Annotated in this window: 21 protein-coding genes; 18 read left to right on the top strand and 3 right to left on the bottom strand. The window is 66.6% G+C overall.

What is annotated here, in order from left to right:
• The first annotated feature begins 58 nt into the window (after positions 1-58).
• From cpaB to AC1RWI_RS03405, 10 genes are all read left to right on the top strand, one after another.
• Positions 59-1,030: a Flp pilus assembly protein CpaB gene (gene cpaB / locus AC1RWI_RS03450; protein WP_492864559.1), complete on the top strand. Its 972-nt coding sequence runs from the start codon at positions 59-61 to the stop codon at positions 1,028-1,030.
• 97 nt (positions 1,031-1,127) lie between these two features.
• Positions 1,128-2,489 carry a type II and III secretion system protein family protein gene (locus AC1RWI_RS03445; protein ID WP_492864557.1) on the top strand — a complete coding sequence of 454 codons (1,362 nt, stop codon included), beginning with the start codon at positions 1,128-1,130 and terminating at the stop codon, positions 2,487-2,489.
• A gap of 38 nt (positions 2,490-2,527) precedes the next feature.
• The gene (locus tag AC1RWI_RS03440) at positions 2,528-3,745 is read left to right on the top strand and encodes a CpaE/TadZ family protein (protein ID WP_492864594.1); all 1,218 of its coding nucleotides are present in this window, start codon (positions 2,528-2,530) and stop codon (positions 3,743-3,745) included.
• 1 nt (position 3,746) lies between these two features.
• Positions 3,747-5,063, top strand: coding sequence for a TadA family conjugal transfer-associated ATPase (locus AC1RWI_RS03435; protein ID WP_043357080.1), 1,317 nt, complete (start codon positions 3,747-3,749; stop codon positions 5,061-5,063).
• Complete coding sequence (locus AC1RWI_RS03430) at positions 5,056-5,982, top strand: type II secretion system F family protein (protein WP_492864555.1); 927 nt, start codon at positions 5,056-5,058, stop codon at positions 5,980-5,982. Before AC1RWI_RS03435 ends, AC1RWI_RS03430 begins: the two co-directional genes overlap by 8 nt.
• A gap of 12 nt (positions 5,983-5,994) precedes the next feature.
• Positions 5,995-7,014 (top strand): type II secretion system F family protein, encoded by a 1,020-nt coding sequence (locus tag AC1RWI_RS03425; protein WP_492864553.1) that lies wholly within the window; start codon positions 5,995-5,997, stop codon positions 7,012-7,014.
• A 131-nt stretch (positions 7,015-7,145) separates the two neighbouring features.
• Positions 7,146-7,901 carry a pilus assembly protein TadD gene (locus AC1RWI_RS03420; protein ID WP_492864551.1) on the top strand — a complete coding sequence of 252 codons (756 nt, stop codon included), beginning with the start codon at positions 7,146-7,148 and terminating at the stop codon, positions 7,899-7,901.
• Positions 7,902-7,978: 77 nt separating this feature from the next.
• Complete coding sequence (locus AC1RWI_RS03415) at positions 7,979-8,338, top strand: DUF3613 domain-containing protein (RefSeq protein ID WP_052495200.1); 360 nt, start codon at positions 7,979-7,981, stop codon at positions 8,336-8,338.
• Positions 8,335-10,062, top strand: a complete 1,728-nt coding sequence (locus AC1RWI_RS03410; RefSeq protein WP_043357073.1) for a TadG family pilus assembly protein — start codon at positions 8,335-8,337, stop codon at positions 10,060-10,062. The genes AC1RWI_RS03415 and AC1RWI_RS03410 overlap by 4 nt, the downstream gene beginning before the upstream one ends.
• Before the next feature lie 38 nt (positions 10,063-10,100).
• Complete coding sequence (locus tag AC1RWI_RS03405; protein ID WP_043357071.1) at positions 10,101-11,471, top strand: sigma-54-dependent Fis family transcriptional regulator; 1,371 nt, start codon at positions 10,101-10,103, stop codon at positions 11,469-11,471.
• 34 nt (positions 11,472-11,505) lie between these two features.
• Here the strand turns inward: AC1RWI_RS03405 and AC1RWI_RS03400 are convergent, their stop codons facing one another.
• Positions 11,506-11,832, bottom strand: a complete 327-nt coding sequence (locus tag AC1RWI_RS03400) for a hypothetical protein (protein ID WP_043357069.1) — start codon at positions 11,830-11,832, stop codon at positions 11,506-11,508.
• A 72-nt stretch (positions 11,833-11,904) separates the two neighbouring features.
• A complete protein-coding gene (locus AC1RWI_RS03395) occupies positions 11,905-12,789 on the bottom strand; it encodes a helix-turn-helix domain-containing protein (protein WP_492864548.1) in 885 nt (294 codons plus the stop codon).
• A gap of 384 nt (positions 12,790-13,173) precedes the next feature.
• Between AC1RWI_RS03395 and AC1RWI_RS03390 the strand changes: the two genes are divergently transcribed.
• The 8 genes from AC1RWI_RS03390 to AC1RWI_RS03355 all read left to right on the top strand — a co-directional run bounded on the left by AC1RWI_RS03390 (position 13,174) and on the right by AC1RWI_RS03355 (position 23,855).
• Positions 13,174-14,163 carry a Bug family tripartite tricarboxylate transporter substrate binding protein gene (locus tag AC1RWI_RS03390; RefSeq protein ID WP_492864546.1) on the top strand — a complete coding sequence of 330 codons (990 nt, stop codon included), beginning with the start codon at positions 13,174-13,176 and terminating at the stop codon, positions 14,161-14,163.
• A gap of 322 nt (positions 14,164-14,485) precedes the next feature.
• The gene (locus tag AC1RWI_RS03385) at positions 14,486-15,631 is read left to right on the top strand and encodes an exonuclease SbcCD subunit D (protein ID WP_043357065.1); all 1,146 of its coding nucleotides are present in this window, start codon (positions 14,486-14,488) and stop codon (positions 15,629-15,631) included.
• A complete protein-coding gene (locus tag AC1RWI_RS03380) occupies positions 15,628-18,705 on the top strand; it encodes an AAA family ATPase (RefSeq protein ID WP_492864543.1) in 3,078 nt (1,025 codons plus the stop codon). Before AC1RWI_RS03385 ends, AC1RWI_RS03380 begins: the two co-directional genes overlap by 4 nt.
• Positions 18,706-19,100: 395 nt before the next feature.
• The gene (locus AC1RWI_RS03375) at positions 19,101-19,784 is read left to right on the top strand and encodes a 3-oxoacid CoA-transferase subunit A (protein ID WP_043357062.1); all 684 of its coding nucleotides are present in this window, start codon (positions 19,101-19,103) and stop codon (positions 19,782-19,784) included.
• Between the two features lie 20 nt (positions 19,785-19,804).
• Complete coding sequence (locus tag AC1RWI_RS03370; protein WP_043357060.1) at positions 19,805-20,452, top strand: 3-oxoacid CoA-transferase subunit B; 648 nt, start codon at positions 19,805-19,807, stop codon at positions 20,450-20,452.
• 100 nt (positions 20,453-20,552) lie between these two features.
• Complete coding sequence (gene pcaF, locus AC1RWI_RS03365) at positions 20,553-21,755, top strand: 3-oxoadipyl-CoA thiolase (protein WP_043357059.1); 1,203 nt, start codon at positions 20,553-20,555, stop codon at positions 21,753-21,755.
• Between the two features lie 223 nt (positions 21,756-21,978).
• A complete protein-coding gene (locus tag AC1RWI_RS03360; RefSeq protein WP_043357057.1) occupies positions 21,979-22,710 on the top strand; it encodes an SDR family NAD(P)-dependent oxidoreductase in 732 nt (243 codons plus the stop codon).
• 125 nt (positions 22,711-22,835) lie between these two features.
• Positions 22,836-23,855, top strand: a complete 1,020-nt coding sequence (locus tag AC1RWI_RS03355) for a Bug family tripartite tricarboxylate transporter substrate binding protein (RefSeq protein WP_043357055.1) — start codon at positions 22,836-22,838, stop codon at positions 23,853-23,855.
• 236 nt (positions 23,856-24,091) lie between these two features.
• On the opposite strand, the gene AC1RWI_RS03350 is transcribed toward AC1RWI_RS03355, so the two are convergent.
• On the bottom strand, positions 24,092-24,313 hold the full coding sequence (locus tag AC1RWI_RS03350; RefSeq protein WP_043357053.1) for a hypothetical protein: 222 nt from the start codon (positions 24,311-24,313) through the stop codon (positions 24,092-24,094).
• Positions 24,314-24,366 lie beyond the last annotated feature (53 nt).

Here is a 24,366-nt window from a genome sequence, read left to right as displayed (position 1 = left end):
CGCCGTTTGTCGACATGTGCCCAAGCCAGATTCCATTTATCCAAACCAGAGATTTAGCATGACCAGCAAACAGATCCGCGTGCTTGCCATCGCGCTGCTCGTCCTTGCCGCGTTGCTGGCGCTGCTCGCGTGGCGCGTGGCGCGTACGCCGGCCAAACCAGCGGAGCCCGTGCCCGCAAGCGCGCAGTCGTATCCGGTGGTGGTCACAGTGAAGCCGATTGAAGCCGGCAAGCCAGTCCCCGTCGACGCCCTCAAAGTAGAGCAGTTACCCATCAATCCGGCTGGGGCCTACACCGAGGTGGCCCGCGTGGCAGGCCAGGTGCCGTTGGTTGGCATCGGCGCGAACGTGCCGGTACTCGAAAGCCAGCTGCTGGCGGGCCTTGCCACCCAGGTGAAAGAGGGCGAGCGCGCGGTGGCGGTCGCGGTCGATGAAGTGATTGGCGTTGGCAACCAGGTGCAGCCGGGCGACTTTGTCGATGTGTTCGCGGTGTTCCGCCGCGATGGCCAGGAGATCGCAGGCAGCCAGGCACGCATGCTGCTCGCGCGCCTGCGCGTGCTGGCCTATGGCGCGGGTACGGTCAATGAAGCCGCCAAGCCCCCGCCCGAGCAAATGATGGCGCGCCGCGAAGGCGCGAAGACCGCCGTACTGGCAGTGCCGGTGGCCAACGTCGGCAAGCTGGCCATCGCACAGCAAACCGGGCGCCTGTTGCTGGCCCTGCGCAATCCCGATGATCCGGATGTTCCCACTGAAGGCTTGTTTGAGGATCCCGCGCCGGTATTGCTGGCAAAGACGCAGGCAAAAGGCGGGGTGCCTGCCGCAGCGCTGGCGCCATCCGATCGCGCAATGGCAGGCGTTGCGCTGACAGGGATCGCCGGCGGGGCACGGGGTGAAGCGCTTCCGGTCAAGGCGGCGCCATCGCCTGTCCCGGCACCCGCAGCCATCGCGCAGCGCCCTCATGGCGCGATCGCGAGCAGCGTCGCGCAAAACAGTGTTGAGATGATCCGCGGCGGCAAGCGCGAGATCGAATGAAGCCAGGCACGCCGCCGTGGTCGATGCATGCCTCGTGCAGGCCCGCCGGATTGCGCTTGGATTGGTGTTTTCAGTGTTACTTCTGGATAGTCGATTGATGAAATCCATTCTTGCCGGGGCCGCTACCATCCTGGCCGTCTGCTGCACCGTCCCAGCGGCGTGGGCGCAGCAGGCCGATGGCGGCGTGCGCGATCTGAAGCTGGTGGTGGGTAGCCAGCGTGAGCTACGTCTGCACAAGCCACTTGAACGCGTGGCGATCGGCAATCCTGCCGTGGCGGATGCGTTGCTGCTAAAGAGCGGCTCGGGTGCCAACGGCGTGCTGGTGGTGGCCAAGAAGCCCGGCGCCACCGAGCTGATGGTCTGGCCGCGTGGCGAAGCCGCGCAAACCTACCGGGTGCAAGTGGATGCGACGCGAGGCGAGCCCGGCGATCCCGACGTGGCCGTATCGGGCGGCGGCGCTTTGATCAGCGGGCAGGCGCGCGATGCGCAGGCTTCGCTGCGCGCGCAACTGGCAGCGCGCTCGGCCACCGCTACCGCCGAAGGCAAGGGTGGTGTGGTGATCGATCGCTCCACGATTGCGGTCAGCAGCACGGTGCAGGTCGACGTGAAGGTGGTCGAGGTCAGCAAGACCGTGCTCAAGGAGGTGGGGTTCAATTTCTACCGGAACAACGGCGGCTTCGCCTTTGGCACGTTCTCCCCGTCGTCGCTGAACAAGTTCACTTTCACACCGCGAACGGACTCCACGCCGGGTTCGTTCAGTGCCGACATCAGCTCGCCGATGAGTAGTGCCTTCAATCTTGTCGCGGCGTCATTCTCGCGCGGGATCTTCGCCAACCTGAGCCTGCTGGAAAGCAATGGCATGGCGCGGGTGCTGGCCGAGCCGAGCCTGGTGGCGCTGTCCGGGCAGAGCGCGAGCTTTCTTGCCGGCGGGGAGATCCCGATCCCGGTGCCGCAGGCACTCGGCACGACCACCATCCAGTTCAAGCCCTTCGGCATTGGCCTGACTGTGACGCCCACCGTGCTGGCCAAGGATCGCATTGCATTGAAGGTGGCGCCTGAAGCCAGTGATCTCGATCCGTCGCGCGGCGTATCGATCAACGGCGCCATGGTGCCTGCCATCGTCACCCGCCGCGCCGACACCACGGTGGAACTCGGCGATGGCGAGAGCTTCGTGATTGGCGGGCTGGTCAGCCGTACCACGGTCAGCAACGTCAACAAGGTGCCTTTCCTCGGCGACCTGCCGATCATCGGTACCTTCTTTCGCAACCTGAATTTCAACCAGGAAGACCGCGAGCTGATGATCGTGGTCACGCCGCGCCTGGTGCGCCCGCTCGCCAAGGGCGCGGCGGCCGTGGCCGCGGTCAGCGAGGATGGGCGCACCAGCGGCAACCCCAATGTGTGGGGGCGGTATGTGCTTGGCGACTACGTCGATCCGACGCTGCCAGGGTTTTCAAAATGACATTGGGCAAGCAGGACGACGGCGCAAGGCGGGGTCAGATGGACTTCTTCCTGTTCAATACCGCACAGCCGGAGCCGCGCCAATGGCTGGCCAACGCGCTCGGCAACCTGGGCCGGCTGGTCGTCGAGGCTGGCCCGCAGGATGCCTTCGTGGAGCAGATCGCCACGGTCAATCCCGGCATGGTCTTCCTGCATTTTTCGCGGGAGCAGGCGCTGGCGTCAAGCCGGCTGGCCGAGCATGTGACGAAGCTGTACCCGGGGCTGCCGCTGGTGGCGGTGGGCAACGCGGGCGAGCCGGACATCATGCTGGCCGCGCTGCGGGCTGGCGCCAAGGACTTTATCGACATGACGGCGCCGCCGGCTGGCGCGATCGAGATCGTGCGCAGGCTGCTGGCGGTGCGCGGCCACGCGGAGCCGGCGCGCCGGGGTAAGGTCGTGGCGGTGCTTGGCGCGCGCGTGGGCGTGGGCGCCACCACGCTGGCTACCAACCTCGCGGCGGCGGTGCGCAAGCGCAGCCATGGCGAAGTGCTGTTGATGGACCTGGGGCTGCCGTCGCGCGACGGCTCGTTGTACATGAACATCAGCCCCGGCTTTCACTTCGTCGAAGGCGTGCGCAACCTGCGGCGCTTCGACCAGGTCTTCGTGCAGACCGCGCTGGCGCGCCACGGCAGTGGCGTGGCCGTGTTGCCGCTGCCGGCCACCCTGGCGGAGATGCGGGATATCTCGTTCATGGAGGCGCTTGGGCTGCTCAATCGCCTGCGCGCTTTTTTTGACCTGCAGGTGGTGGACCTGGGCGGCTTTAGCAATGTCGATTTCATGGCACACCTGGTCAAGGCCGCCGACATGGTGGTGTTGGTGGTGGACCAAAGCGTGGGCGCCATCGTCTCGGCCGCGGAGTTGCTCCAGGAGTTGAAGAAGCGCGAGGTGGAGCGCGATGACCTGCACTTGCTGGTCTCGCGCTTCGAGGCGCGCCTGGGCGTGGATGCCCAGCAGATCGCGCAGCGCCTGGAGGCGCCATCGGTTGGCACCTTGCCCGACCGGCGCGAGCCGCTGGTGCTGGCGCTCAACCGTGGCGTGGTGCTGGCCGATGACAGCCCCGCCGATCCCTATGTCCGTGCCATTGGCCAGTTGGTGGATCGGCTGGGATACCGTGCCGGCACTGCAAGCGAAGCTGGCTTGCTGGGCCGGGTAAAAGAAAAACTGCCCGAAGCGCTACGCGCCATGCGCGTGATACGCGCTGAGCGGGCTGGGAACTGACATGTCGCAAGCCATCGAATTCTCCGATAACTCCGCCGCGCCCTTTCCTGCTTCGCAGGAATTCCAGAACATCAAGGAAGCGGCCCATGAGCATCTGCTCACCCGCATCGAGGAGCTGGGCGCGGAGTTCGGCCGCTGGTCGCGAACCGCGATCAACCGCTTTGTCGACCTGGAGCTGGAGAGCTTCACGCGGCTGCGCCGCATTCCCATCAACGAGGCCGAGCTGCGTCAGATCGCCGAGGCGCTGACCAAGGAGCTGGCGGGCTTCGGCCCGATCGAGGACTTGCTTAACGACCCGGCGGTGGAAGACATCCTGGTCAACGGGCACCTGGACGTCTACGTCTCCCGGCACGGCGTGCTGGAGCGCATTCCCGTGCGCTTTGCCGATAGTGGGCATCTGCTGCGCATCGTGCGCCGCATCCTGGCGCCGATCGGGCGGCGGCTGGATGAGTCCAACCCCATGGTCGACGCACGCCTGCCGGATGGCGGGCGCATCAACGTGGTGATTCCCCCGCTGGCGCTGGCCGGCCCGGTGGTGTCGATCCGCAAGTTCCGCAAGGACCCGCTGACGCCCGCGGACCTGCAAGGCTTGGGCACCATGAGTCCTGAGGTCAACGAACTGCTCGAAGCTGCCGTAAAGGCGCGCTGCAACATCCTTGTCAGCGGCGGCACCAGCTCGGGCAAGACGTCGCTGCTCAATGCGCTGGCCACCTATGTGCCTGACGGCGAGCGTGTGATCACCATCGAGGACACGGCGGAACTGGCGCTCAACCATCCGCACGTGGTGCGGCTGGAGAGCCGCCCCGGCGGCTTCGAAGGCACGGGCGTGGTGTCGATCCGCGACCTGCTGCGCAACAGCCTGCGGATGCGGCCCGACCGCATCATCGTGGGCGAGGTGCGCGGCGGCGAGGTGCTGGAAATGCTGCAGGCCATGAGCACGGGGCACGATGGCTCCATGGGCACCATCCACTCGAGCAGCCCGCGCGAGTGCTTGTACCGCCTGGAGATGCTGGCCGGCTTTGCCGGCTTCCAGGGCAGCGAGGCCAGCCTGCGCCGGCAGATTGCCAATGCCATCGACTTTATCGTGCAGATCGGCCGGCTCTCCAATGGCAAGCGCCGCATCCTCTCGATCACGGAAGTCACTGGCCTTGGCGACAACATCATCTCGACCCAGGAGCTGTTCCGCCACGAGCCGTTCGTCGGCCCTGACGGCAACGAGGTAGACCGCTGGCTCTCGCTTGGCATCCTGCCGCATTCGCCCAAGCTGGCGCGCATGCGCCCGGCCAACTTTGGCCTGGACGACCGCTTCGATGTCTAGCGCAGCGCTGGTCGTTGCCGCGGCCGCTCTCGTTTTGCTGGGACTGGGCCTGCTGCTGCTGTCCAGCGCCAAGGCGCGCGCGCAGGAAGAGAGCGCACGCGCGTTCTTGCAAGCGCAGACCGAGCAGGTCAAGGCACGCTATGCGACTACGCCAGAGCCGCAAGCCGGCAAGAAGCAGCACGACTTGCGGCGCAAGTGGGCGGATTTCCTGCGCCGTGCGGACCTGGCGCCGACGCGGCGCACTTATGCGCTGTGGGGGGGGGCCATCATCGCCTTAGGGCTCGTGGGCGTTGCCATGGGCGGCTGGCTGGCCGCAGTGGCCGCGTTGTCGATCGGGGTGGCGATCCTTTATTTCATGCTCTGGAACCGAGCCCGTCGTACCGGGCAGAGACTTCGCCAGCAGTTGCCGTCGTTTCTCGATGCGGTAGTCCGGATGATGAGCATCGGCAGCAGTGTGCCTTCGGCTTTTCAGGCTGCCATCGGCAACACCGAGGCGCCATTGCGCCAGTGCCTGGTGCAGGCCATCCACTTGCAGCGCGCAGGCAAGGAACTGGATCAGGCGGTCTTGCAGGTCGCGCGGATCTACCAGGTTGACGAACTGATGCTGCTGTCTTCCGTGTTGCGTCTCGCGGTGCGCTACGGCGGCCGCGCGGACATTGTCATGGAGCGTACCGCCGCCTTCATGCGAGACCGCCAGCAAGCGCAGCAGGAACTGCATGCGCTGTCGTCCGAGACGCGGTTGTCGGCCTGGGTGCTCGGCTTGCTGCCGATGGTGGTGGCCGGGTTGATGTTCGTGATGAATGCCGCCTACATCATGATGATGTGGCGCGACCCGGCCGGCAAGACGCTATTGCTGGTTGCCGTGATACTGGAAGTGATGGGAGCGGCCATGCTCTATCGCCTGGCCAAGTCGGTATAGGAACAAGGGACCATGGATAGCACTACCTTGATCTCTCTGAGCCTATGCGCGGCGGCCATCGGGCTAGCCGCCCTGGCCATGCCGCTGGTGGGGCAATGGCGGCAACGTCGCCGCGCCGAGCGGACCATCGATGCCGCTCTCTCGCGACAGGCGGCCGCTGCCGCCGCCGTGCCGGATGCTCCCGCCACGGCTCCGGCCAGCGCTGCCAACGCTGCCAACGCTGCGGCCCAAGGTGCCGGCGCTCGCATTGGTGCGCGGCTGGGCAGCCAGCTTGGCAAGCGCTTTGACCAGCGTTGGCTTGAGTCGCCTTTGGGCAAGGCCGTGGTGACGGCCGAAGAACAGCGCTTGCTTGAACAGTGTGGCTTTTACGGTGACAAGGCCCGGGCCATATTTGGGGGACTGCGCCTGTCGTTACCGGCGGCGTTGGCGGCGGGAGTCTTTGCATGGCGATTGCCCACATCGGTGATGGGCGCAGCGATGTGGGCCTTCGTCACGTTCGCGGTGTTTTTCCTGGCGCCGAAATGGGCGTTGCGGCGTCGGGCCAGCAGCCGCATGCTGCGCCTGGAGGATGAGTTGCCTGTGCTGGTCGACATGCTGCGCCTGCTGCAGGGTGTGGGGTTGTCGATCGATCAGAGCCTGCAGGTGATCGTCGCGGAGTTCGACAGCATGCTGCGCGTGCTTGGCCCTGAGCTGATGCGTGCCAACCAGCAGTTTGCTTCGGGCCGGTCGCGCGACCAGACGCTCCAGCGCATCGGGAAGCTGTTCGACAGCGAGGACCTGAAAAACCTGATCACCATGCTTAGCCAGGTGGATCGATTCGGCGGGGCCGTTCAGGAGCCGCTGCGGCAATTCGGCTTGCGCCTGCAGGAATCGCGCAAGGCGCGCATGAAAGAACAGGTGGGGAAGCTAACGGTGAAGATGACTGCGGTCATGGTGGTGACCATGCTGCCCGTATTGCTGATCATCACGGCCGGACCAGGCTTTTTGGGCGTGATAAGAATGCTGGCGCATATGTCGGGGGGATCGAAATGAACAAGCAAGACAAGCGCCCAGGAAGCGAGACGGGATATCGATTGCTTTGGCCCGCACGCGCTTTAACCGCCCTGGCATCGGCATTGGCCCTGGCGGTGTTATCTGGCTGCGGTGCCAGCCTGGCCACCCGCATGAGCGATCAGGCGGATGCACAGGTCGAGCTGTCCAAGCTGCGCGACAAGCAGGACCGGGCCATCTACGACGATAAGTCGGTCTACCTCGGTCTGATCGGCAAGATGCAGGAAGAGGGCCTGTACTTCGCGTCGCTCGCGCATATCGACGTCTACGAGAAACGCTTCGGCGTGTCGCCGGCGATGACGCTGATGCGCGCGGATGCGTTGCGCGAGACCAATCAGGATGCCGCTGCCGAGCAGGCCTATCGCAGCCTGGCTGGCACTTCGGTGCAGGCGCGCGCTTACCACGGCCTGGGCCTGATCGCCGGGCGCAGGAACGACTTTGCCGCTGCCGCGACAGCGTTCCAACTGGCAGCCGGTGCCGATCCCACCAATGCACAGGTGGCCAATGACCTGGGCTACGCGCTGATGCGCACTGGCGCGCTGCCTGAAGCGCGCGTGCCGGTGATGCAGGCCCTGCAGCTCGATGGCAAGAATCCGCGCGTGGTGAGCAACGCGGCGGTCTGGCTCGCAGCCGACGGCAAGCGTGAGCAGGCGGCGTCGCTGATGCAGCGGGCTGGCCTGCCCGAGGCAACGCGCAAGGCGGTGTTGCAGGAGGCGGAGCGGGTCCGGCGCGCGAGCACGCAACGCGAGCGCGTGGCCGCGCAGCAGGCCGTGGCGCAGACCGCGCCACAATCGGCCCGGCTTGCCGCCGCCGGCACACCCGGCCCGAACCATCAGCGCCTGACCGACATCATCCAGGCCACGCCATGAGAGATCGCTGGATGGCACAAGCTCGCAATACCCGATACCCGTTGTCCGCGCCGACGGCACCAACCCAGGAGATTTCCATGAACCAGACCGGAACAAGAAGCCTGCGTGGCCATGCCCGCCGCAGCGGACTGGCGCTTGTGATCGCCATGCTCGGGCTGGGCGCCTTCCCCGCCGGAGCCCAGACGGACGCGCCTGCAACCCCCTCGGCGCGACCGGCCCGGCAAGAGATTGGCCCGCATACCCGCGGCATCCTCGAGATCCAGCGCAGCGGCGCGCAGGCGGGCGAGCTGCAGGTGTTGCGTGGGGAGCAGGCTGCCCTGTCCTACCAGCGCTACATGGCGACGTTCACGTATCCGATCCCCGAGTTCTATACGGGCCAGGCGGGATCGAAAAATGGTTCCGGCGGTGGCGCAGGGCAGGGAGTGGCAGGCCGATGAGTCGCTGCTGCTCGCATCTCGTCGCTGGGCGCCGACGCGGGCAGCGCGGTGCCATCGGTGTGCTTGGCGCCCTGCTGCTGGCAACGGTTGCGATCGGTTCGCTGGTTTCGATCGATGTTGGCCATGTGTTCTACCGGCAGCGCCAGTTGCAAAAGATCGCCGACATGGCCGCGCTGGCCGGCGCGCAGCAGCTCAAGCAAGCCGCGGCTGCCGCCACCGTGTCGGCCAATGTGCTGAGCGCCACGCAGTCGGCGGGCACGCAGAATGACTACGCCGGCACCGCGACTGCCAATTGCAGCGCGGCGGGCAGCAGCGATGCCGATGGCATGCGGGTCTGCCTGGGCGTATGGGATCCGGCTTACAGCACCGGGAGCGACACCGTACGGCACTTCAACGCCGGCTACGACACCACCAAGCTATCGGCAAACGCGGTGCAGGTGGTCGTGACCCAGACCGTGCCGATCCTGTTCGTGATTCCCGGCAGCGCGTCGCGCCAGTTGCGCGCGGAGGCGATTGCCAATGCGAGTCCGCCGGTGGCGTCGTTTTCGGTAGGTAGCGGGTTGCTGGACGTCAATACCGGTAGCAGTGTGCTCGGCAGTTTGCTGGGGACTTCGGTGCAGCTGTCCGTTTTGGACTGGCAAGGCTTGCTCAACGCCAATGTCACGCTTGACCAGTTGCGCCTGAAGCTGGGTGTTGGCACCATTGACGACTTGCTGAAGACATCGCTGTCGATCCAGCAGTTCTATGCGCTCGTGCTGGGCGCGGCCGGCAAGGATTCGCTGCTGTCCACGGCGCTGGGCAGTCCGCCTACGCAACTTGGGTTGAGCGGGGTCAAGGCTAACGTGGGACTGGGCCAGTTGCTGAACCTGGGCGTGCTGGCGCCGGCGGCGTCGTCAGCGGCGGACGTGGCGCTGAACGTGGCGCAACTGCTGATGCTCGGGGCGCAGGTTGCCAATGGCAATTCGGCGATCCAGGTGAATGTGCCTAATCTCAGCGTGCCCGGCCTTACCAGTATCGGCGCCAAGCTCTATGTCGTGCAGCCACCCGTGATGGCAGTGGGCCCCGCGCGCCAGCTGAGTCCCGGAGTCTGGCAGACTTCCGCGCACACGGCCCAGGTGGGGTTGCGACTCGATGCCGGAATCAGTATTGATGTGGCCAGCTTGGCCGGCGTTGGCATCAACGTGCCACTCTACGTTGAAGTCGCGGCGGCCACGGCCTCATTGCAGGGCATTCAGTGCGCGGCCGCAAAGGCGGATTGCCGTGCCACATTGGGGGTGAACACAGGCTTGGTCAAGGCATGCCTTGCCGCAGCCTCCGGCAGCGGCTGCGCGTCGGGCCCTGTCACCTTGGTCAACACCGGGATTAGTCTTCTCGGTACGGGGGTGAGCATCATCGCCAGCGGCAGTGCGCGAACCGGCGCGGTCAGCGTCAACAGTTCGACTGTCAGCATGGCACCAGGCACAACGACTCGGGTCGGGACACCCCAACCACTCACAGGGGTCCTGGTCGATGTTGTGGGTAACCTGAACCTGACGGTCGCCGTCAAGGTACTCTGGCTCGACCTATTGAACGTCCCATTGCCGCTAGCTGGTCTGCTTACGCCCTTGTTCTCTGCTTTGGACAGCGTGCTTGGCCCGCTCCTAGGCGCACTAGGCATCCAGCTAGGCTACGCCGACATCTGGATGCAAGGAATCGACTGCAACAACGCCGAGCTGGTGTTCTGAGCCATGCAGCAGGCTAATCGCTATACGGCGGAAGACAGATGAAGACAGATCGCTGGGCTTACGAGAGCCTTGAAGTTTATGTATGGGAAGGCAAGTCTGACATTGCCGACCGGGTGGCGCGTTTCCTGTCGCCGCTTGGGGTGGACGTGATCCGCGCCGGCGCGCTGGAGGCCTTGCCCGCGGAGCCGCGGCTAAAGCCGTGCGTGGCAGTCATCAGTGTCTCGGTGATCGGCGCGGCGAAGTTCACCGCGCTGGACTGGGAGGCGGCCCACGGCATGCCCGTGGTGTGGGTGGCGGCGCCGGGGCGCGAGACCGATCCGGGGCGCTTTCCCGCGGAGTACGCGCATATCCTGGCCGACGATTTCACGGGGCCTGACCTGCGCAACCAGATCGGCAAGCTGCTGCCGCAATTGCTGGCGGCGGCTGAGCCGGCGAACGCGGTGGCGGATCTGGTGGCGGAGTCGCCCGCCATGCAGCAGTTCCTGTCGCAGGTGGAGACCTTCGCGGATTTCGGCAGCAACGTGATGCTGTATGGCGAGACCGGCGCGGGCAAGGAGCGGATCGCGCAGCGCTTTCACGAGCGCAACAACATTTATGGCAAGGGACCGTTCGTTGCCGTGAATTGCGGAGCGATTCCCGATGGCTTGTTCGAGTCGCAGTTCTTCGGTCATGCCAAGGGCGCGTTTACCGGCGCCATGTTCGCGCACCGCGGCTTCTTCGAGCAGGCCAACGGCGGCACGCTGTTCCTGGATGAAATCGGTGACCTGCCGATGTTCCAGCAGGTCAAGCTGCTGCGCGTGCTGGAGGAGAGCGCGCTGACCCGGCTGGGCTCGACCATGCCGGTCAAGCTGGATTTCCGCCTGGTCGCGGCCACCAACAAGGATCTGCGCGAGGCCGTGTCGCAGGGCCGCTTCCGTGCGGACCTGTATTTCCGGCTGGCGGTGATCGAGCTGCGCCTGCCCAGCCTGGAGGAGCGGGGCGCCGTCGACAAGGTGGCGTTGCTGGTGTCGTTCCTCAAGCAGATGCTTGGGCAGTCAGGGCTGGACGCATTGCCGCCCGTGCCTGACTGGCTCAAGGGCGCGGTGGGCACGGCGTTCTTCACGGGGAATGTGCGCGAGCTGCGCAACCTGGCCGAGCGCATCGGCATTACCGTGCAGCAGACCGGGCATTGGGACGAGGCGCGGATCCGGCCCCTGTTCCGCAGCCTGCGCCCGGGTGCGTTCGATAGCAGCGAGCGCACGGCCGACTGGCGCGGCGAGACCGAGGAGCGCCGCCGCATCGTGGCCGCGCTGGATGCCAATAGCTGGCGGCGCCAGGATACGGCGGCCAGCCTGGGCATCAGCCGCAAGGTGCTGTGGGAGAAGATGCGCAAGTTCCAGATCGCCGACAACGAGGCCGAGCCGGCGTGAATTGGCGCCCGTCATGGCACAGGGGCACTGCGCCTCAGAACGTCTTCTTGCCGCCCTGGTAAGCGCTGACGATGCGGTTCATTTCCGCCAGCAGCGCGGCGCTCTCGCCGTGCAGCGTGCGCGCGATGCCTTGCATGTAGCCGAGCAGTTCCTGCTTGGCGGCTTCGGCGAAGTCCATGGTCACTGCCTGGTCCTCGTACAGCAGCACGTACGAGCGGGCGAAGCCATACAGCAGGAAGTAGGCCGCCGCGTGTGCGGGGTCGGCGTCGATCAGCTCGCGTGTGGCTTTCTTCACCGTCACGAAAGCGTCGGTGCCGGGGAGCGAATCCTGGAATTGCTGGAGGGTGGTTTCAAGCGTCATGGCGCAATATCGGTGAGTGAAAACGGGTTCGGTACGTCAAATGAAAATGGCTGCATGGCGGATCGCGCCCGCTCATACACTGTTCAGCATGCGCCGCAGCAGCGCGGCGCCATCGCGCCCCTTGTAGGCGCGTTGCCATAGGTCATTGACCATGGTGGTGTAAAGCCGTACCGCCTCGGGCGCCGCGGTCACGGTGGCGATGCCGGTGGACACGTTGGGAAATTCGCCGAAACGAAATGGGCTGGTGGCCACATAAGCCTTGCCCGGCCGCTCGAAGACCTGGAAGGTCACGTTGGGCATGCTGCCGTCGACAATGCCGATCTGCAGGCCGATGGGCTGGGCGTCCAGCAGGTCGATCACGCGTTCGATCTCGCGCCGGGCTGCCAGCGAGCGCTCCATGCGCACCGCGGGCGGCAGGTCCAGCCGTCCCACCAAGCCAAAATGCACGAAGCGCTCCAGCGAGCGCAGGTCGATCAGGCTGGTGATGGGCGGCACGCTGCGCGCGAACGATTGCTTGCGCTCTTCCAGCAGGTCCAGCAGGGCGTCGATGGTTGCGGCTGGCGCCGGCTGCGGGCTCTCCGCCAGCATCTGGCGCAGGTGGCCGGCGTAATCGGGCGAGGTCAGCAGGTAGGAGATCGGTTCGAAATGGGCCAGGATGCGCGTTGCGCCGTGCTCGAGCTGGCGCATGCGCTCGATATACGCCACGGACGAGTAGTAATACTCGGACTCGACCCCCAGCATGGACGCCAGCGACGTGCCGAGCAACTGGGCGAGACGGCCAAGGGTCTCGATCTTGACGATGTCGCCCTTCTCCATGCGATAGATCGCGGCCCGCGATACGCCGAGCTGTTCGGCGATGGCTTCCGCGCGCATCCCCGCGCCTAGACGGTACGCGCGCAGGCGATTGCCGATTTCAACGAAATCAACCATTGGGCCGGCAGCGAGCGGAGCGTCCATCCTCGGGGAATCTCAAAAAGAAGACAAGGCCCATCCTAGCATGGGCCGTGGCCGGATGGCGAGGGATGGCGAGAGAAGCATCGTCTCGGAATGCCATGCCGCCGCGCATCTCCGCGTTCAAGGCGTCCGTGCTTCCGGACGATCTACCCACGACGGCCGGATGAACCGGATCATCCGCACTTTGTGCATCAATGTCCCTTTGACGCTCGATTGTGGTGCGTGAAGAAGCCACTAATGCCTTCCGCAGTCTCGTAAACGAGACTTGGCTAGTTTTTTGGATGGCATGTATATTGCGGTCCGCATCACGAGGCCGGCGATCCGCTGGTTTCCCGCATCACGCTTGCCACACCAAAGGAGCGCTTCAGGCGCCAGAAAAGGAATCCGATGAAGAAGTCCCTCGCCACGGCGCTGTCCGCCGCCGTCACGATCGTTACGACCGCCACGCTGACGCTCGCCGTAGCGCCTGCCCAGGCCGCCGGATATCCGGACCGGCCCATCACCATCGTCGTGCCCTACGCCGCCGGCGGCAGCAACGACCTGGTGGCGCGCGTGCTGAGCCAGCGCCTTGGCCAGGACCTGGGTGTATCGGTGGTGGTGGACAATGCGCCGGGCGCCAGCGGCACCATCGGCGCGCTCAAGACCATCAATGCGCCGGCCGACGGCTATACGTTGCTGCTGGGTTCCAACAGCGAAATCTCGATCGCCAAGCTGACCAACCCGAAGATCAAGTACGACGGCCAGCGGGATCTCGTGCCCTTGCGCATGGTGGGCTCGCAGCCCATGGTGCTGGTGTCCGGCGCGCAGTCCGGCATCCATGGCGTAGCGGGTTTCCTGGCGCTGGCCAAGAGCAAGAAGGCGGTGAACTACGGCACCTCGGGCATCGGCACGCCGCTGCATCTGTCGGGAGAGCTGATCCGCGGCGCCAGCAAGGTCGATATGACCCACGTGCCGTACAAGGGCGGCGCGCCGGCCATCGCCGACCTGATGGCAAACCAGATCGAACTGGGCGTGCTGGTGCTGTCGACGGCGCTGCCGCAGATCAAGTCGGGCAAGCTGCAAGCGATTGGCGTGACCTCGGCCACGCGCTCGCATGCCGCGCCCAACATCCCGGCGCTGGCGGAGAACAAGGCCCTGGCCAATGTGGACATGCGCCTGTGGTTCGGCTTGTTCGCGCCGGCCAACACGCCCAAGGCGGTGACCGACAAGCTGACGGACGCACTGGCTCGCGCCATCAACGCGCCGGAAGTGAAGAGCAAGCTGTCCGAATCGGGTGTCGACATCGATGCGAAGGACGCCGCCGCTTTCCGCAGCTTTATCGCCAGGGAAACCGAGTCGTACCGCAAGATCGTGAGCGAAGCCAATATCCAGGAATAAGCCGGATTCCAGGCTTCCGGACTTCAGTGCGGCGATGCCCGGGTGCTTTCGGCCCGGGCATCGCCGTTTTTGCGCTCGGATCTTGGCGGCCATTTCAAAAGGATGCTGGCGTCGTTGCGCGGCCTTGGCCGATCCACTTGTACTGTCTGCGGCCGCGCACCTGGCCAGCCCATTGTGCCGGAGGCGGTGCTTTTGCACTGGCTCGGCGCCTATGGTGGAGAGTGCCGGCTGAACCGAAGCTGAATGACGGCTGGGCAACGTTATGATGGCGCCTGCCGCCGCAGTCCGCTCCGGTCCGTCCATACACTGCTAGGGATTCACATTGCGTTTTCTTCACACTGCCGACTGGCATCTCGGGCGCGTATTCCACGCGCGCAGCCTGCTTGAAGACCAGGCCTGGATGCTTGACCAATTTGTTGCGCTGGTGCGCGAGCGCCGGCCGGATGCGGTGCTGATCGCCGGGGACGTGTATGACCGCGCGGTGCCGCCGCCCGAGGCCGTGGCGCTGCTGGACGACGTGCTGGCCCGCATCGTGGCGGATGCCGGCATTCCGGTGGTGATGATCGCGGGCAATCACGACAGCGCCCAGCGGCTTGGTTTCGGCGCGCGGCTGCTGACGGCGCAGGGTTTGCATGTGGCCGGCATCACCGAGCGCGATGCCACCTGCGTGACCTTGTCCGATGCCCATGGCGAAGTAAGGATCTACGCCTTGCCCTATGCCGAGCCCGCAACCGTGCGCGACGCCTTCGACATGGAGGTGCCAGGGCACGAGGCGGCGTTGGCGGCGCGCCTGGACGCGATCCGCGCCAGCCATCCGGCGCAGGCGCGTTCGGTGGTGGTGGCCCACGCTTTCGTGATCGGTGGCGAGGCCAGCGAATCCGAGCGGCCGCTGTCGGTTGGCGGCAGCGGCGCCGTTGCCGCCAGCGTGTTCGACGGCTTCGACCTGGTCGCGCTTGGCCACCTGCATCGCCCGCAGACCTTCGGCCAGCGCATCCACTACGCCGGCTCCTTGCTGAAGTACTCGCTGTCCGAAGTCACGCATGCCAAGTCGGTCTCGCTGATCGAACTGGCGGCCGATGGCGCGGTCAGCATCGAGCCGATCGCGCTGACGCCCCGGCGCGACCTGCGCATCGTCGAAGGGCAACTGGCCGATCTGCTGGCGCAAGGCGCGGCAGACCCGCGGCGCGATGACTACATCCACGCGGTGTTGACCGACAACGGCGCCTTGCTCGATCCGATGGCGCGCCTGCGCCAGGCTTATCCCAATGCGCTCGCCATCGAGCGCGCCGTGCTGGCGCGTTCGGGCGAGGCCGGGGCGGCAGGCCAGCGCCTGCGTCAGCTCGATACCGGCGAGCTGTTCGCCAACTTCTTCAAGGAGGTGGCGGACGAAGCGCTGGACGACGATAAGCGCCGCGTGCTCGACCAGGTGCTTGAGGGCATCGCCCGCGCCGACCGGGAGTCCGCATGAGACCGCTGCGCCTGAAACTGCAAGCCTTCGGCCCCTTTGCCGCCAGCGAGGAAATCGACTTCACCCGGCTAGGTGAGCGGGCATTCTTCCTGATCCACGGCCCCACCGGCGCGGGCAAGACCACCTTGCTCGACGCGATCTGCTTTGCGCTCTACGGTGACACCTCTGGCGGCGAGCGCAGCGCGCAGGACATGCGCAGCGCCAACGCCGATCCGGCCTTGCGCACGGAGGTGACGTTCGAGTTCAGCCTAGGTGGCCAGCGCTACCTGGCCACGCGTTCGCCCGCGCAGGAGCGGCCCAAGCTGCGTGGCGAGGGCACCGTCAAGGAAACGCCCAAGGCCCAGCTCGATGTCATGGGTGACGCGGGCTGGACCAGCAAGGCGAGCCAGCCCAACAAGGTCGATGACTTCGTGCGCAACCTGCTGGGCTTCGACAGCAGCCAGTTCCGCCAGGTGATCGTGCTGCCGCAGGGGCGCTTTCGCGAATTGCTCACGGCGGATTCCAAGAGCCGCCAGGCCATCCTCGAGCGGCTGTTCCACACCGAGCTGTACCGGCGCGTGGAGGAACTGCTCAAGGGGCAGGCGGCCGGCATCCGCCAGGAAGCCGAGCGCCTGCGCATCGAGCAGACGGCGTTGCTGCAGCAGTATCAGTTGGCGTCCGTGGACGCGCTGCGGGAACAGGCTGCGGGGTTGCAGGGCCAGCTGGCCGAACTGCAGCAGCGCGATGTGGCCGCGCGCACCGCGCTGGAGGTGGCCACGCTGGCAACCAGGCAGGGCGAGCAGACGGATGCCCGCCTGCGGGAGCAGCGCGATACCGAGACGGCCCATGCCGCACTGATGGCGCAGCGGCCCGAGATGGAGGCGCAGCGCCAGCGCCTGCAGGCCGCACGCCGTGCCATGCAGGTGCAGCCGTTCGAGCAGCATCTGGGGCAGGCCGTGCAGGAACACCAGCAGGCGCAGCAAGCGCTGGCCGTGGCAAGCGCGCGGTCCACCGATTGCGCCGCGCTCTCGGCCGCCGCCGCGGCGGGGCTTGAGGCCGAAGCGGCCCGTGCCGGCGAGCGCCAGGCAGCGCAAAAGCAGGTGACGGAGCTGGAGGCCATGTTGCCGCAGGCGCAGCGGCTCGGCGTGCTGCAGCAGGAGTTGGCGGCTGCAGCACGCCAGCAGGCGCAAGCGGGTGCGGCCCATGCCGGGGCGCTGCAGGCGCAGCAGCAAGTTACCGCCACGTTGCGCCAGGCTGAGGCCGGCCTGGCGCAGGCGCAGGAAGGCGCGCGCGGGCTGGAGACGATCCAGCTCAAGCTGGCCGGCCTGGCGCAGCAGGCAACCACGCTCGACAAATACGCCGCCACCCTGGCGCAGTGCGAGCAAGCGCGCCGCCAGGCCGACGCCGACCAGCGCGCCGCGCGGCAAGCCGCCACGCAGCAGGCGGCAAGCCTGGCGCGCCTGCGCGAGACCGAGCAGGCCTGGCGGGCTGGGCAAGCCGCGCGGCTGGCTGCCGGCTTGCAGGATGGCCAGGCGTGCGCTGTCTGCGGGAGCACGGCGCACCCGCGACTGGCGCAGCACGTCGATGCACTGGTCAGCGACGAGGCCCTGGACCTGGCCCGCGAGGCCGCGCGGCTTGCCGACCAGGCGGCGCAGGGCGCGGCCAGCCGTGCGCAGGGCGCGCTGCTGGCCGCCACGCACCGGCAGGAACAATTGGATGAACTGCGCGAAGCGGCGGGAGCGGTGGGCATGCCCGAGGGCGCCGCGCAAGACCCGGCGGCGGCCAGGCAGCAGCTCGCCGGCGCCATCCAGGCGCTGCGCCAGCAGCAACAGGCGGCACAGGCGGCCGCCGGCCGCTGCCAACCTCTGGCCACGGAAGTCGAGCGGCAGCAAGCCGCCCTCACGGCAGCCGAGGCGGCCATTCGTGCCGCCGACGCCGCAGCGCAGGATGCAGGCCAGCGTCACGCCAAGCTCCAGGGCGAATGGCAGGCTGCCAGCGCGCAGGTGCCGCCGGACCGGCGCGAGCCGGAGCGGCTGACCGCTGCGCTGGCACAGGCGCGCCGGGACCTTGCCGCGCGCGAAGCCGCGCTGGCCGCCGCGCAGGCAGCTGACAAGCAGGCCGGCGTGGGGCTGGCGGCAGCCCTGGCCGCGCAAGCCGCCGCGCAAGCGAGCCTCGCCACCCACGCAACGCGGCAGACGCAGGCGGACACCGCATTCGCGAGCGCGCTGGAGCAAGCTGGCTTTGTCAGCCGCCAGGCCTACGCCGAGGCGCGCATGCCGGGCGCGCAGATGGAGCAGGCCGAAGCCCAGGTCAATCGCTTCGACCTCGACCTGGCCGCTGCCGGCGATCGCCGTGAGCGCGCCGCCATCGCCGCGCGCGATCTTGCCCCGCCGGATCTTGCCGCGCTGCGCCAGGCGCAGGCGGACGCCGCCGGCGCGCTCGAGGCCCTGGTCCGGCAGCAGGCCGACCTGCACCGCAGCCGCGAGAACCTGCTGCAATGCCAGCAGCGGCTGGATGCCTTGGCCAGCAAGGGCGCGGACATCGAGCGCAGCTACGCCGTGCTTGGCCGCCTGGCCGAAGTGGCCAACGGCAACAATCCGCGCCGCATGACATTCCAGCGCTTCGTGCTGGCCACCTTGCTCGACGAGGTGCTGGAAGCTGCCTCGCTGCGGTTGATGCGCATGAGCCGCAACCGGTATGAACTGCAGCGCGTGCGCCAGCAGGGCGACCAGCGCACCGCCGGCGGCCTGGACCTGGAGGTGTTCGACCACGACACCGGCATGGCGCGCCCGGCCAATACCTTGTCCGGTGGCGAGGGCTTCCTGGCCTCGCTCTCGCTCGCGCTGGGGCTGGCCGATGTGGTGCAGTCGCGCGCGGGCGGGATCCAGCTCGATACCTTGTTTGTCGACGAAGGCTTCGGCACGCTCGATCCCGAGAGCCTGGACTTTGCCATCCGCACCCTGATCGACCTGCAGCACGCCGGGCGGCTAGTGGGCATCATTTCCCACGTGGCCGAGCTGCGCGAGCGCATCGATGTGCGGCTGGAGATCCGGGCGGGGGCCGGCGGCAGCCGGGCGGAGCTGCAATTGCCGTAGCGGCCCGGAACCACCTCAGCGGGGCCTGAAGAGCGTAAGCTGTCCGATGTTCCGGGCCGCCGCGGCCCCGTTGGCAAGCTAGCTTTCAACTGCCCTACGGTTGTGGCCGGCTAACGCACAAGCGATTTGCCGGCGCCTTGACCACCCGCGGACAGGGGGTGTAACCTGTTCATTCTGCGAATTGAAGTTCGCAATTAGAACAAACCACAACAACAAGAAAAACCAAAGTCTGTTGGATTCGTTTCCGGCGGTGCGCCTTTTGCAAGCGGAGGGCACCCAAGCCGGATGGCTCTTCCGGCAGGACTGTCCGGAGACAGCGTTTGCGCGCCGCCTGATTTCCCTCCTTGGCGGCCGGTTCCGGATAGTTCGTCCGGACTCTCGGAACTGGAACGCAAGTGATCAACAAGCTATTCGACTCGGTGGAATCGGCCATGGCCGATATCCAGGACGGCGCCACCATCCTGATCGGTGGCTTCGGCATGGCAGGCATGCCGGCGGAGCTCATCGATGCCCTCATCGCCCAGGGCGCCCGCGACCTCACCATCGTCAACAACAACGCCGGCAATGGCGACACTGGCCTGGCCGCGCTGCTCAAGACCGAGCGCGTGCGCAAGATCATCTGCTCCTTCCCGCGCCAGGCCGACTCCTACGTCTTTGATTCGCTCTACCACGCCGGCAAGATCGAGCTGGAACTGGTGCCGCAGGGCAACCTGGCCGAGCGCATCCGCGCCGCCGGCGCCGGCATCGGCGGCTTCTTCACCCGCACCGCCTATGGCACGCCGCTGGCCGAGGGCAAGGAAACCCGCATCATCGACGGCCAGGGCTACGTCTACGAGACGCCCATCCATGCCGACTTCGCCCTGATCAAGGCGCTGCGCGCCGACCGCTGGGGCAACCTGACCTACCGCAAGACCGCGCGCAACTTCGGCCCGATCATGGCGATGGCCGCCAAATGCCCCATCGTGCAGGTCAGCGAGATCGTCGAACTCGGCGAGCTGGACCCGGAACACATCGTGACCCCGGGGTTGTTCGTCAAGCGCGTCGTCAAGGTCGACGGCGCCAGCCAGGCCGCTGCCTGAGCGCCAAGGAGATCCAGAATATGCAACGCCTGACCCGCGATCAGATGGCCGCCCGCGTGGCCAAAGACATTCCCGACGGTGCCGTGGTCAATCTCGGCATCGGCCTGCCCACCCTGGTTGGCAATCACCTGCCAGCCGACCGTGAAATCCTGCTGCACAGCGAGAACGGCCTGCTCGGCATGGGCAAGGCCCCCCCCGCCGGCGAAGAAGACGGCGACCTGATCAACGCCGGCAAGCAGCCGGTCACGATCAAGCCGGGCGGCTCGTATTTCCACCATGCCGACTCCTTCGCCATGATGCGCGGCGGCCACCTCGATTTTTGCGTGCTGGGGGCTTTCCAGGTCTCGGTGAAGGGCGACCTGGCCAACTGGCATACCGGCGCGCCGGGCGCGATTCCCGCTGTGGGCGGCGCGATGGACCTGGCGATCGGCGCCAAGGAGGTGTTCGTGATGATGGAACACCAGACCAAGCAGGGCGAGAGCAAGATCGTGGCGGAATGCACGTATCCGCTGACCGGCATGACCTGCGTCACGCGCATCTATACCGATCTGGCGACCATCGACGTCACGCCCGACGGGCTGGTGGCGCGCGACCTGGTCGAAGGCCTGTCCTTCGACGAACTGCAACGCCTGACCGGCGTGCCGCTCAAGCAGGGCGCTTCTGCCTGACTACCCGAGTGTTGGCCTGACCGGTGGGGCCAGCCCCGGCGAGCACGCTTCCAAGCTTCCCGTTTTCACGATCACGAACAAGCAAGAGAGAGAGACAACCATGACCGAAGCCTTCATCTGCGACGCCATCCGTACCCCCATCGGCCGCTACGCCGGCAGCCTGTCCGGCGTGCGCCCGGACGACCTGGGCGCGGTGCCGCTCAAGGCCCTGATGGCACGCAACCCGAACCTGGACTGGTCCGCCATTGACGACGTGATCTACGGCAATGCCAACCAGGCCGGCGAAGACAACCGGAACGTAGCGCGTATGTCGCTGCTGCTGGCCGGCTTGCCGCAAAGCGTGCCGGGCGCCACCATCAACCGCCTGTGCGGTTCGGGCATGGACGCTACCGGCACCGCCGCGCGCGCGATCAAGTCAGGCGAAGCCGGCCTGATGCTCGCCGGCGGCGTGGAAAGCATGAGCCGCGCCCCGTTCGTGATGGGCAAGGCCACCAGCGCCTTCTCGCGCGATGCGCAGATTTTCGACACCACCATCGGCTGGCGCTTCATCAACCCGGCGATGCGCGCGGCTTACGGCGTGGACTCGATGCCCGAGACCGCCGAGAACGTCGCCACCGACTACAAGATCAGCCGTGAAGACCAGGACCTGATGGCCCTGCGCAGCCAGGAAAAGGCATCGCGCGCGCAAGCCGACGGCACGCTGGCGCAGGAAATCACCGCGGTCACGATCGCCCAGAAGAAGGGCGATCCGCTGGTGGTGGAGCGCGACGAGCACCCGCGTGCCACCAGCATGGAAGCACTGGGCAAGCTGCGCGGCGTGGTTCGCGCCGATGGCACCGTGACCGCCGGCAATGCCTCGGGCGTGAATGACGGCGCCTGCGCCATCCTGCTCGCCAGCGAAGCCGCGGCCCGCCAGCACGGCCTGACGCCCAAGGCTCGCATCGTTGGCATGGCAACCGCTGGCGTGGCGCCGCGCGTGATGGGCATCGGCCCGGCACCGGCTTCGCAAAAGCTGCTCAAGCAGCTCGGCATGACCATCGACCAGATGGACGTGATCGAGCTGAACGAAGCGTTCGCCGCGCAAGGCCTGGCCGTGCTGCGCGAACTCGGCGTGGCCGACGACGACGCACGCGTCAACCCGAATGGCGGCGCGATCGCACTGGGCCACCCGCTCGGCATGAGCGGCGCCCGCCTTGTCACCACCGCCATGTACCAACTGCACCGCACCGGCGGCCGCTACGCGCTGTGCACGATGTGCATTGGCGTGGGCCAGGGCATCGCCATGGTGATCGAGCGCGTCTGATCGTCAGCTGCCTGACCGTTTGACGCCCGGGCGCCCGCGGGTTTCGGCTCGCGGGCGCCGTGCGCTAAAGAATGCCGCGCGGCTGCCGTTAGTACCCGGTGGAAGTGCAGGCTGACGAAGTTTTCCAACGCAAAGAAGCAGCGCGACAGGGCCGACTGGCTCGCCGGCTCTCGTCGCATCCTCTTCAGCATGACCCGGTGCCTCTTGCCGGTCGGAGTATGTGATGTCTCTTCCCGTTGCCACGCTCGTTACCGGCGCCAGTTCCGGTATCGGCCGCGCCATCAGCGAAATGCTGCTGGCCGATGGCGTGACCCAGGTGGTCAATGTCGACTATGTCGCCCCCGCCTGGTCCCATCCCAACATGACGTTTGTCCAGGCTGACCTGACCAATGCCGACGCGACCCGCGCCGCGGCCGAGCAGGTGACCTCGCGCTTTGCCGTGACCCGGCTGGTCAACAATGCCGGCGCCACCCGCCCCGGCACGGCCGACACGGCGCGCGTCGAAGACCTGGACTACGTGGTTGGCCTGCACTTGCAAGCCACCCTGCTGCTGACCCAGGCCTGCCTGCCCGCGATGCGCGCGGCACGCTTTGGCCGCATCGTGAACATGGCTTCGCGCGCGGCGCTGGGCAAGCCGGAACGCGTGGTGTATTCCGCCACCAAGGCCGGCCTGATCGGCATGACGCGCACGCTCGCGATGGAACTCGGCGGCGACGGCATCACGGTCAATGCCGTGGCGCCTGGCCCGATTGCTACCGACCTGTTCCGCAAGAGCAACCCCGAAGGCAGCGAGCAGACCAAGCGGATCCTCGCCAGCATCGCGGTCAAGCGCATGGGCACCCCGGAAGACGTGGCTCGCGCCTCGATGTTCTTCCTGTCGCCGGAGAATGGCTTCGTGACCGGCCAGGTGCTTTATGTGTGCGGTGGCACCACCCTCGGCGTCGCACCCGTGTAGTCCCGCGGCACGACCGGTGCAAAACGCGCACCCGTCATCACGCCGCAGCATTTAGTCCGTAGAAAACAAAAAAAGATGGCCCGCGCCACAAGCGCGGGCTTACAGCGATTTATCCTGGAGCAAACATGAAATCCCATTCCCAAGCTCGCACCCCGCACAACAGCGCGCGCCGTCGCCTGCTGGCTGCCGGTGTGGCATTGGCCGCCACCTTCGGCGGCATGACCAGCGCGGCCTACGCACAAGGTAACTATCCGACCAAGCCGATCACCATGATCGTGCCGTTCTCGGCCGGCGGCACCACCGACATCCTGGCGCGCATCGTCGGCCTGCAACTGGGCAAGGCGCTCGGCCAACCGGTGGTGATCGACAACCGTCCGGGCGCGGGCGGCAACATCGGCGCATCGATCGCGGCCAAGGCGCCGGGCGATGGCTACACCCTGTTCATGGGCACCATCGGTACCCACGCCATCAACCAGTCGCTTTATTCCAAGCTGCCGTTCGATCCGGTCAAGGATTTCGCGCCGATCTCGCGCGTGGCGATGGTACCGAACATCGTGGTGGTGAACCCCAAGGTGCCGGTCAACAACATCAAGGAACTGATCGCCTACGTCAAGGCCAACCCGGACAAGCTGTCGTACGGTTCGTCGGGCAGCGGCTCGTCGATGCACCTGTCGGGCGAGTTGTTCAACTCGATGACCGGCCTGCATATCCAGCACATCCCGTACAAGGGCAGCGCCCCGGCGGTCAACGACCTGCTGGGTAACCAGATCGGCTTGATGTTCGACAACATGCCGTCGTCGTACCCGCACGTGAAGGCCGGCAAGCTGCGCGCCATCGCCGTGACTTCGGCCAAGCGCTCGCCGGCACTGCCGAACGTGCCGACCGTGGCCGAATCCGGCGTGCCGGGCTATGAGGCGACGTCCTGGTTTGCGCTGTACGCCACCGGCGGCACGCCGCAGCCGATCGTCGACCGCCTGAATGCGGAAGTGGTGAAGATCCTGGCCATGCCGGAAGTGAAGAAGCAGATGGCCGACCAGGGTGCGGAGCCGCATCCCGAGAAGCCGGCCGAACTGGCCGCTTTCATGAAGACCGAGACCGCCAAGTGGGCCAAGGTGGTGAAGGCTTCGGGCGCCACGGTGGACTGATCGATCCCAGCCCGGTCGCCCTGGCCCGGACTTCTGGCCCGGGCCGATGACAGTAAAAAGGCCGGCCCTTCGGGGCCGGCCTTTTTACGTGGGCGCGCTTGACGTGTGAGCGCGCACAGGACAGAAAAAAGCCCGCGGTAGCTTGCGGGCCCAATCCTGGCCCACACACAGGGCAGAAGGAGACAGGGGGAAACATTGGCAGGAGACGGTGCACGGCGCACGCCGCGCATCAGCCGTCAGGCCAGGCTGTACTTGACAACCTGTTCTTCCACGCCCACAAAACGCACCAGCTGGCGCAAGCCGCTGGCGTACTCCTTGATATGGTGCCCGTCCGGCGTATCCGGCAGGCGGTAGTACACGGGCATCGTTGTCGCCGGCGCGGGCTGGCTGGTGGCTTGGGGCCCATCGGCCTCCCACGGGACATCCCGGTCTTCGGCGAAATCTGTTCGTCCTGGCATGGACCACTCCTGGTGAATGACTGGCATGGCTGTGCCGTGGCCGAGAACCGGCA

The organism is Cupriavidus sp. MPR-AND1C (assembly GCF_058809705.1).
This window is presented reverse-complemented; position numbering and strand designations above follow the sequence as displayed.

Excerpts from the sequence above, each read along its gene's own strand:
- AC1RWI_RS03370 (WP_043357060.1), top strand. The coding sequence starts at position 19,805 with ATGCAACGCCTGACCCGCGATCAGATGGCCGCCCGCGTGGCCAAAGAC.
- AC1RWI_RS03405 (WP_043357071.1), top strand. The coding sequence starts at position 10,101 with ATGAAGACAGATCGCTGGGCTTACGAGAGCCTTGAAGTTTATGTATGG.
- AC1RWI_RS03445 (WP_492864557.1), top strand. The coding sequence starts at position 1,128 with ATGAAATCCATTCTTGCCGGGGCCGCTACCATCCTGGCCGTCTGCTGC.
- AC1RWI_RS03360 (WP_043357057.1), top strand. The coding sequence starts at position 21,979 with ATGTCTCTTCCCGTTGCCACGCTCGTTACCGGCGCCAGTTCCGGTATC.
- AC1RWI_RS03390 (WP_492864546.1), top strand. The coding sequence starts at position 13,174 with ATGAAGAAGTCCCTCGCCACGGCGCTGTCCGCCGCCGTCACGATCGTT.
- AC1RWI_RS03425 (WP_492864553.1), top strand. The coding sequence starts at position 5,995 with ATGGATAGCACTACCTTGATCTCTCTGAGCCTATGCGCGGCGGCCATC.
- AC1RWI_RS03420 (WP_492864551.1), top strand. The coding sequence starts at position 7,146 with ATGAGCGATCAGGCGGATGCACAGGTCGAGCTGTCCAAGCTGCGCGAC.
- AC1RWI_RS03355 (WP_043357055.1), top strand. The coding sequence starts at position 22,836 with ATGAAATCCCATTCCCAAGCTCGCACCCCGCACAACAGCGCGCGCCGT.
- AC1RWI_RS03400 (WP_043357069.1), bottom strand. The coding sequence starts at position 11,832 with ATGACGCTTGAAACCACCCTCCAGCAATTCCAGGATTCGCTCCCCGGC.
- AC1RWI_RS03435 (WP_043357080.1), top strand. The coding sequence starts at position 3,747 with ATGTCGCAAGCCATCGAATTCTCCGATAACTCCGCCGCGCCCTTTCCT.
- AC1RWI_RS03410 (WP_043357073.1), top strand. The coding sequence starts at position 8,335 with ATGAGTCGCTGCTGCTCGCATCTCGTCGCTGGGCGCCGACGCGGGCAG.
- AC1RWI_RS03350 (WP_043357053.1), bottom strand. The coding sequence starts at position 24,313 with ATGCCAGGACGAACAGATTTCGCCGAAGACCGGGATGTCCCGTGGGAG.
- pcaF (WP_043357059.1), top strand. The coding sequence starts at position 20,553 with ATGACCGAAGCCTTCATCTGCGACGCCATCCGTACCCCCATCGGCCGC.
- cpaB (WP_492864559.1), top strand. The coding sequence starts at position 59 with ATGACCAGCAAACAGATCCGCGTGCTTGCCATCGCGCTGCTCGTCCTT.
- AC1RWI_RS03430 (WP_492864555.1), top strand. The coding sequence starts at position 5,056 with ATGTCTAGCGCAGCGCTGGTCGTTGCCGCGGCCGCTCTCGTTTTGCTG.
- AC1RWI_RS03395 (WP_492864548.1), bottom strand. The coding sequence starts at position 12,789 with ATGGACGCTCCGCTCGCTGCCGGCCCAATGGTTGATTTCGTTGAAATC.
- AC1RWI_RS03380 (WP_492864543.1), top strand. The coding sequence starts at position 15,628 with ATGAGACCGCTGCGCCTGAAACTGCAAGCCTTCGGCCCCTTTGCCGCC.
- AC1RWI_RS03440 (WP_492864594.1), top strand. The coding sequence starts at position 2,528 with ATGGACTTCTTCCTGTTCAATACCGCACAGCCGGAGCCGCGCCAATGG.
- AC1RWI_RS03415 (WP_052495200.1), top strand. The coding sequence starts at position 7,979 with ATGAACCAGACCGGAACAAGAAGCCTGCGTGGCCATGCCCGCCGCAGC.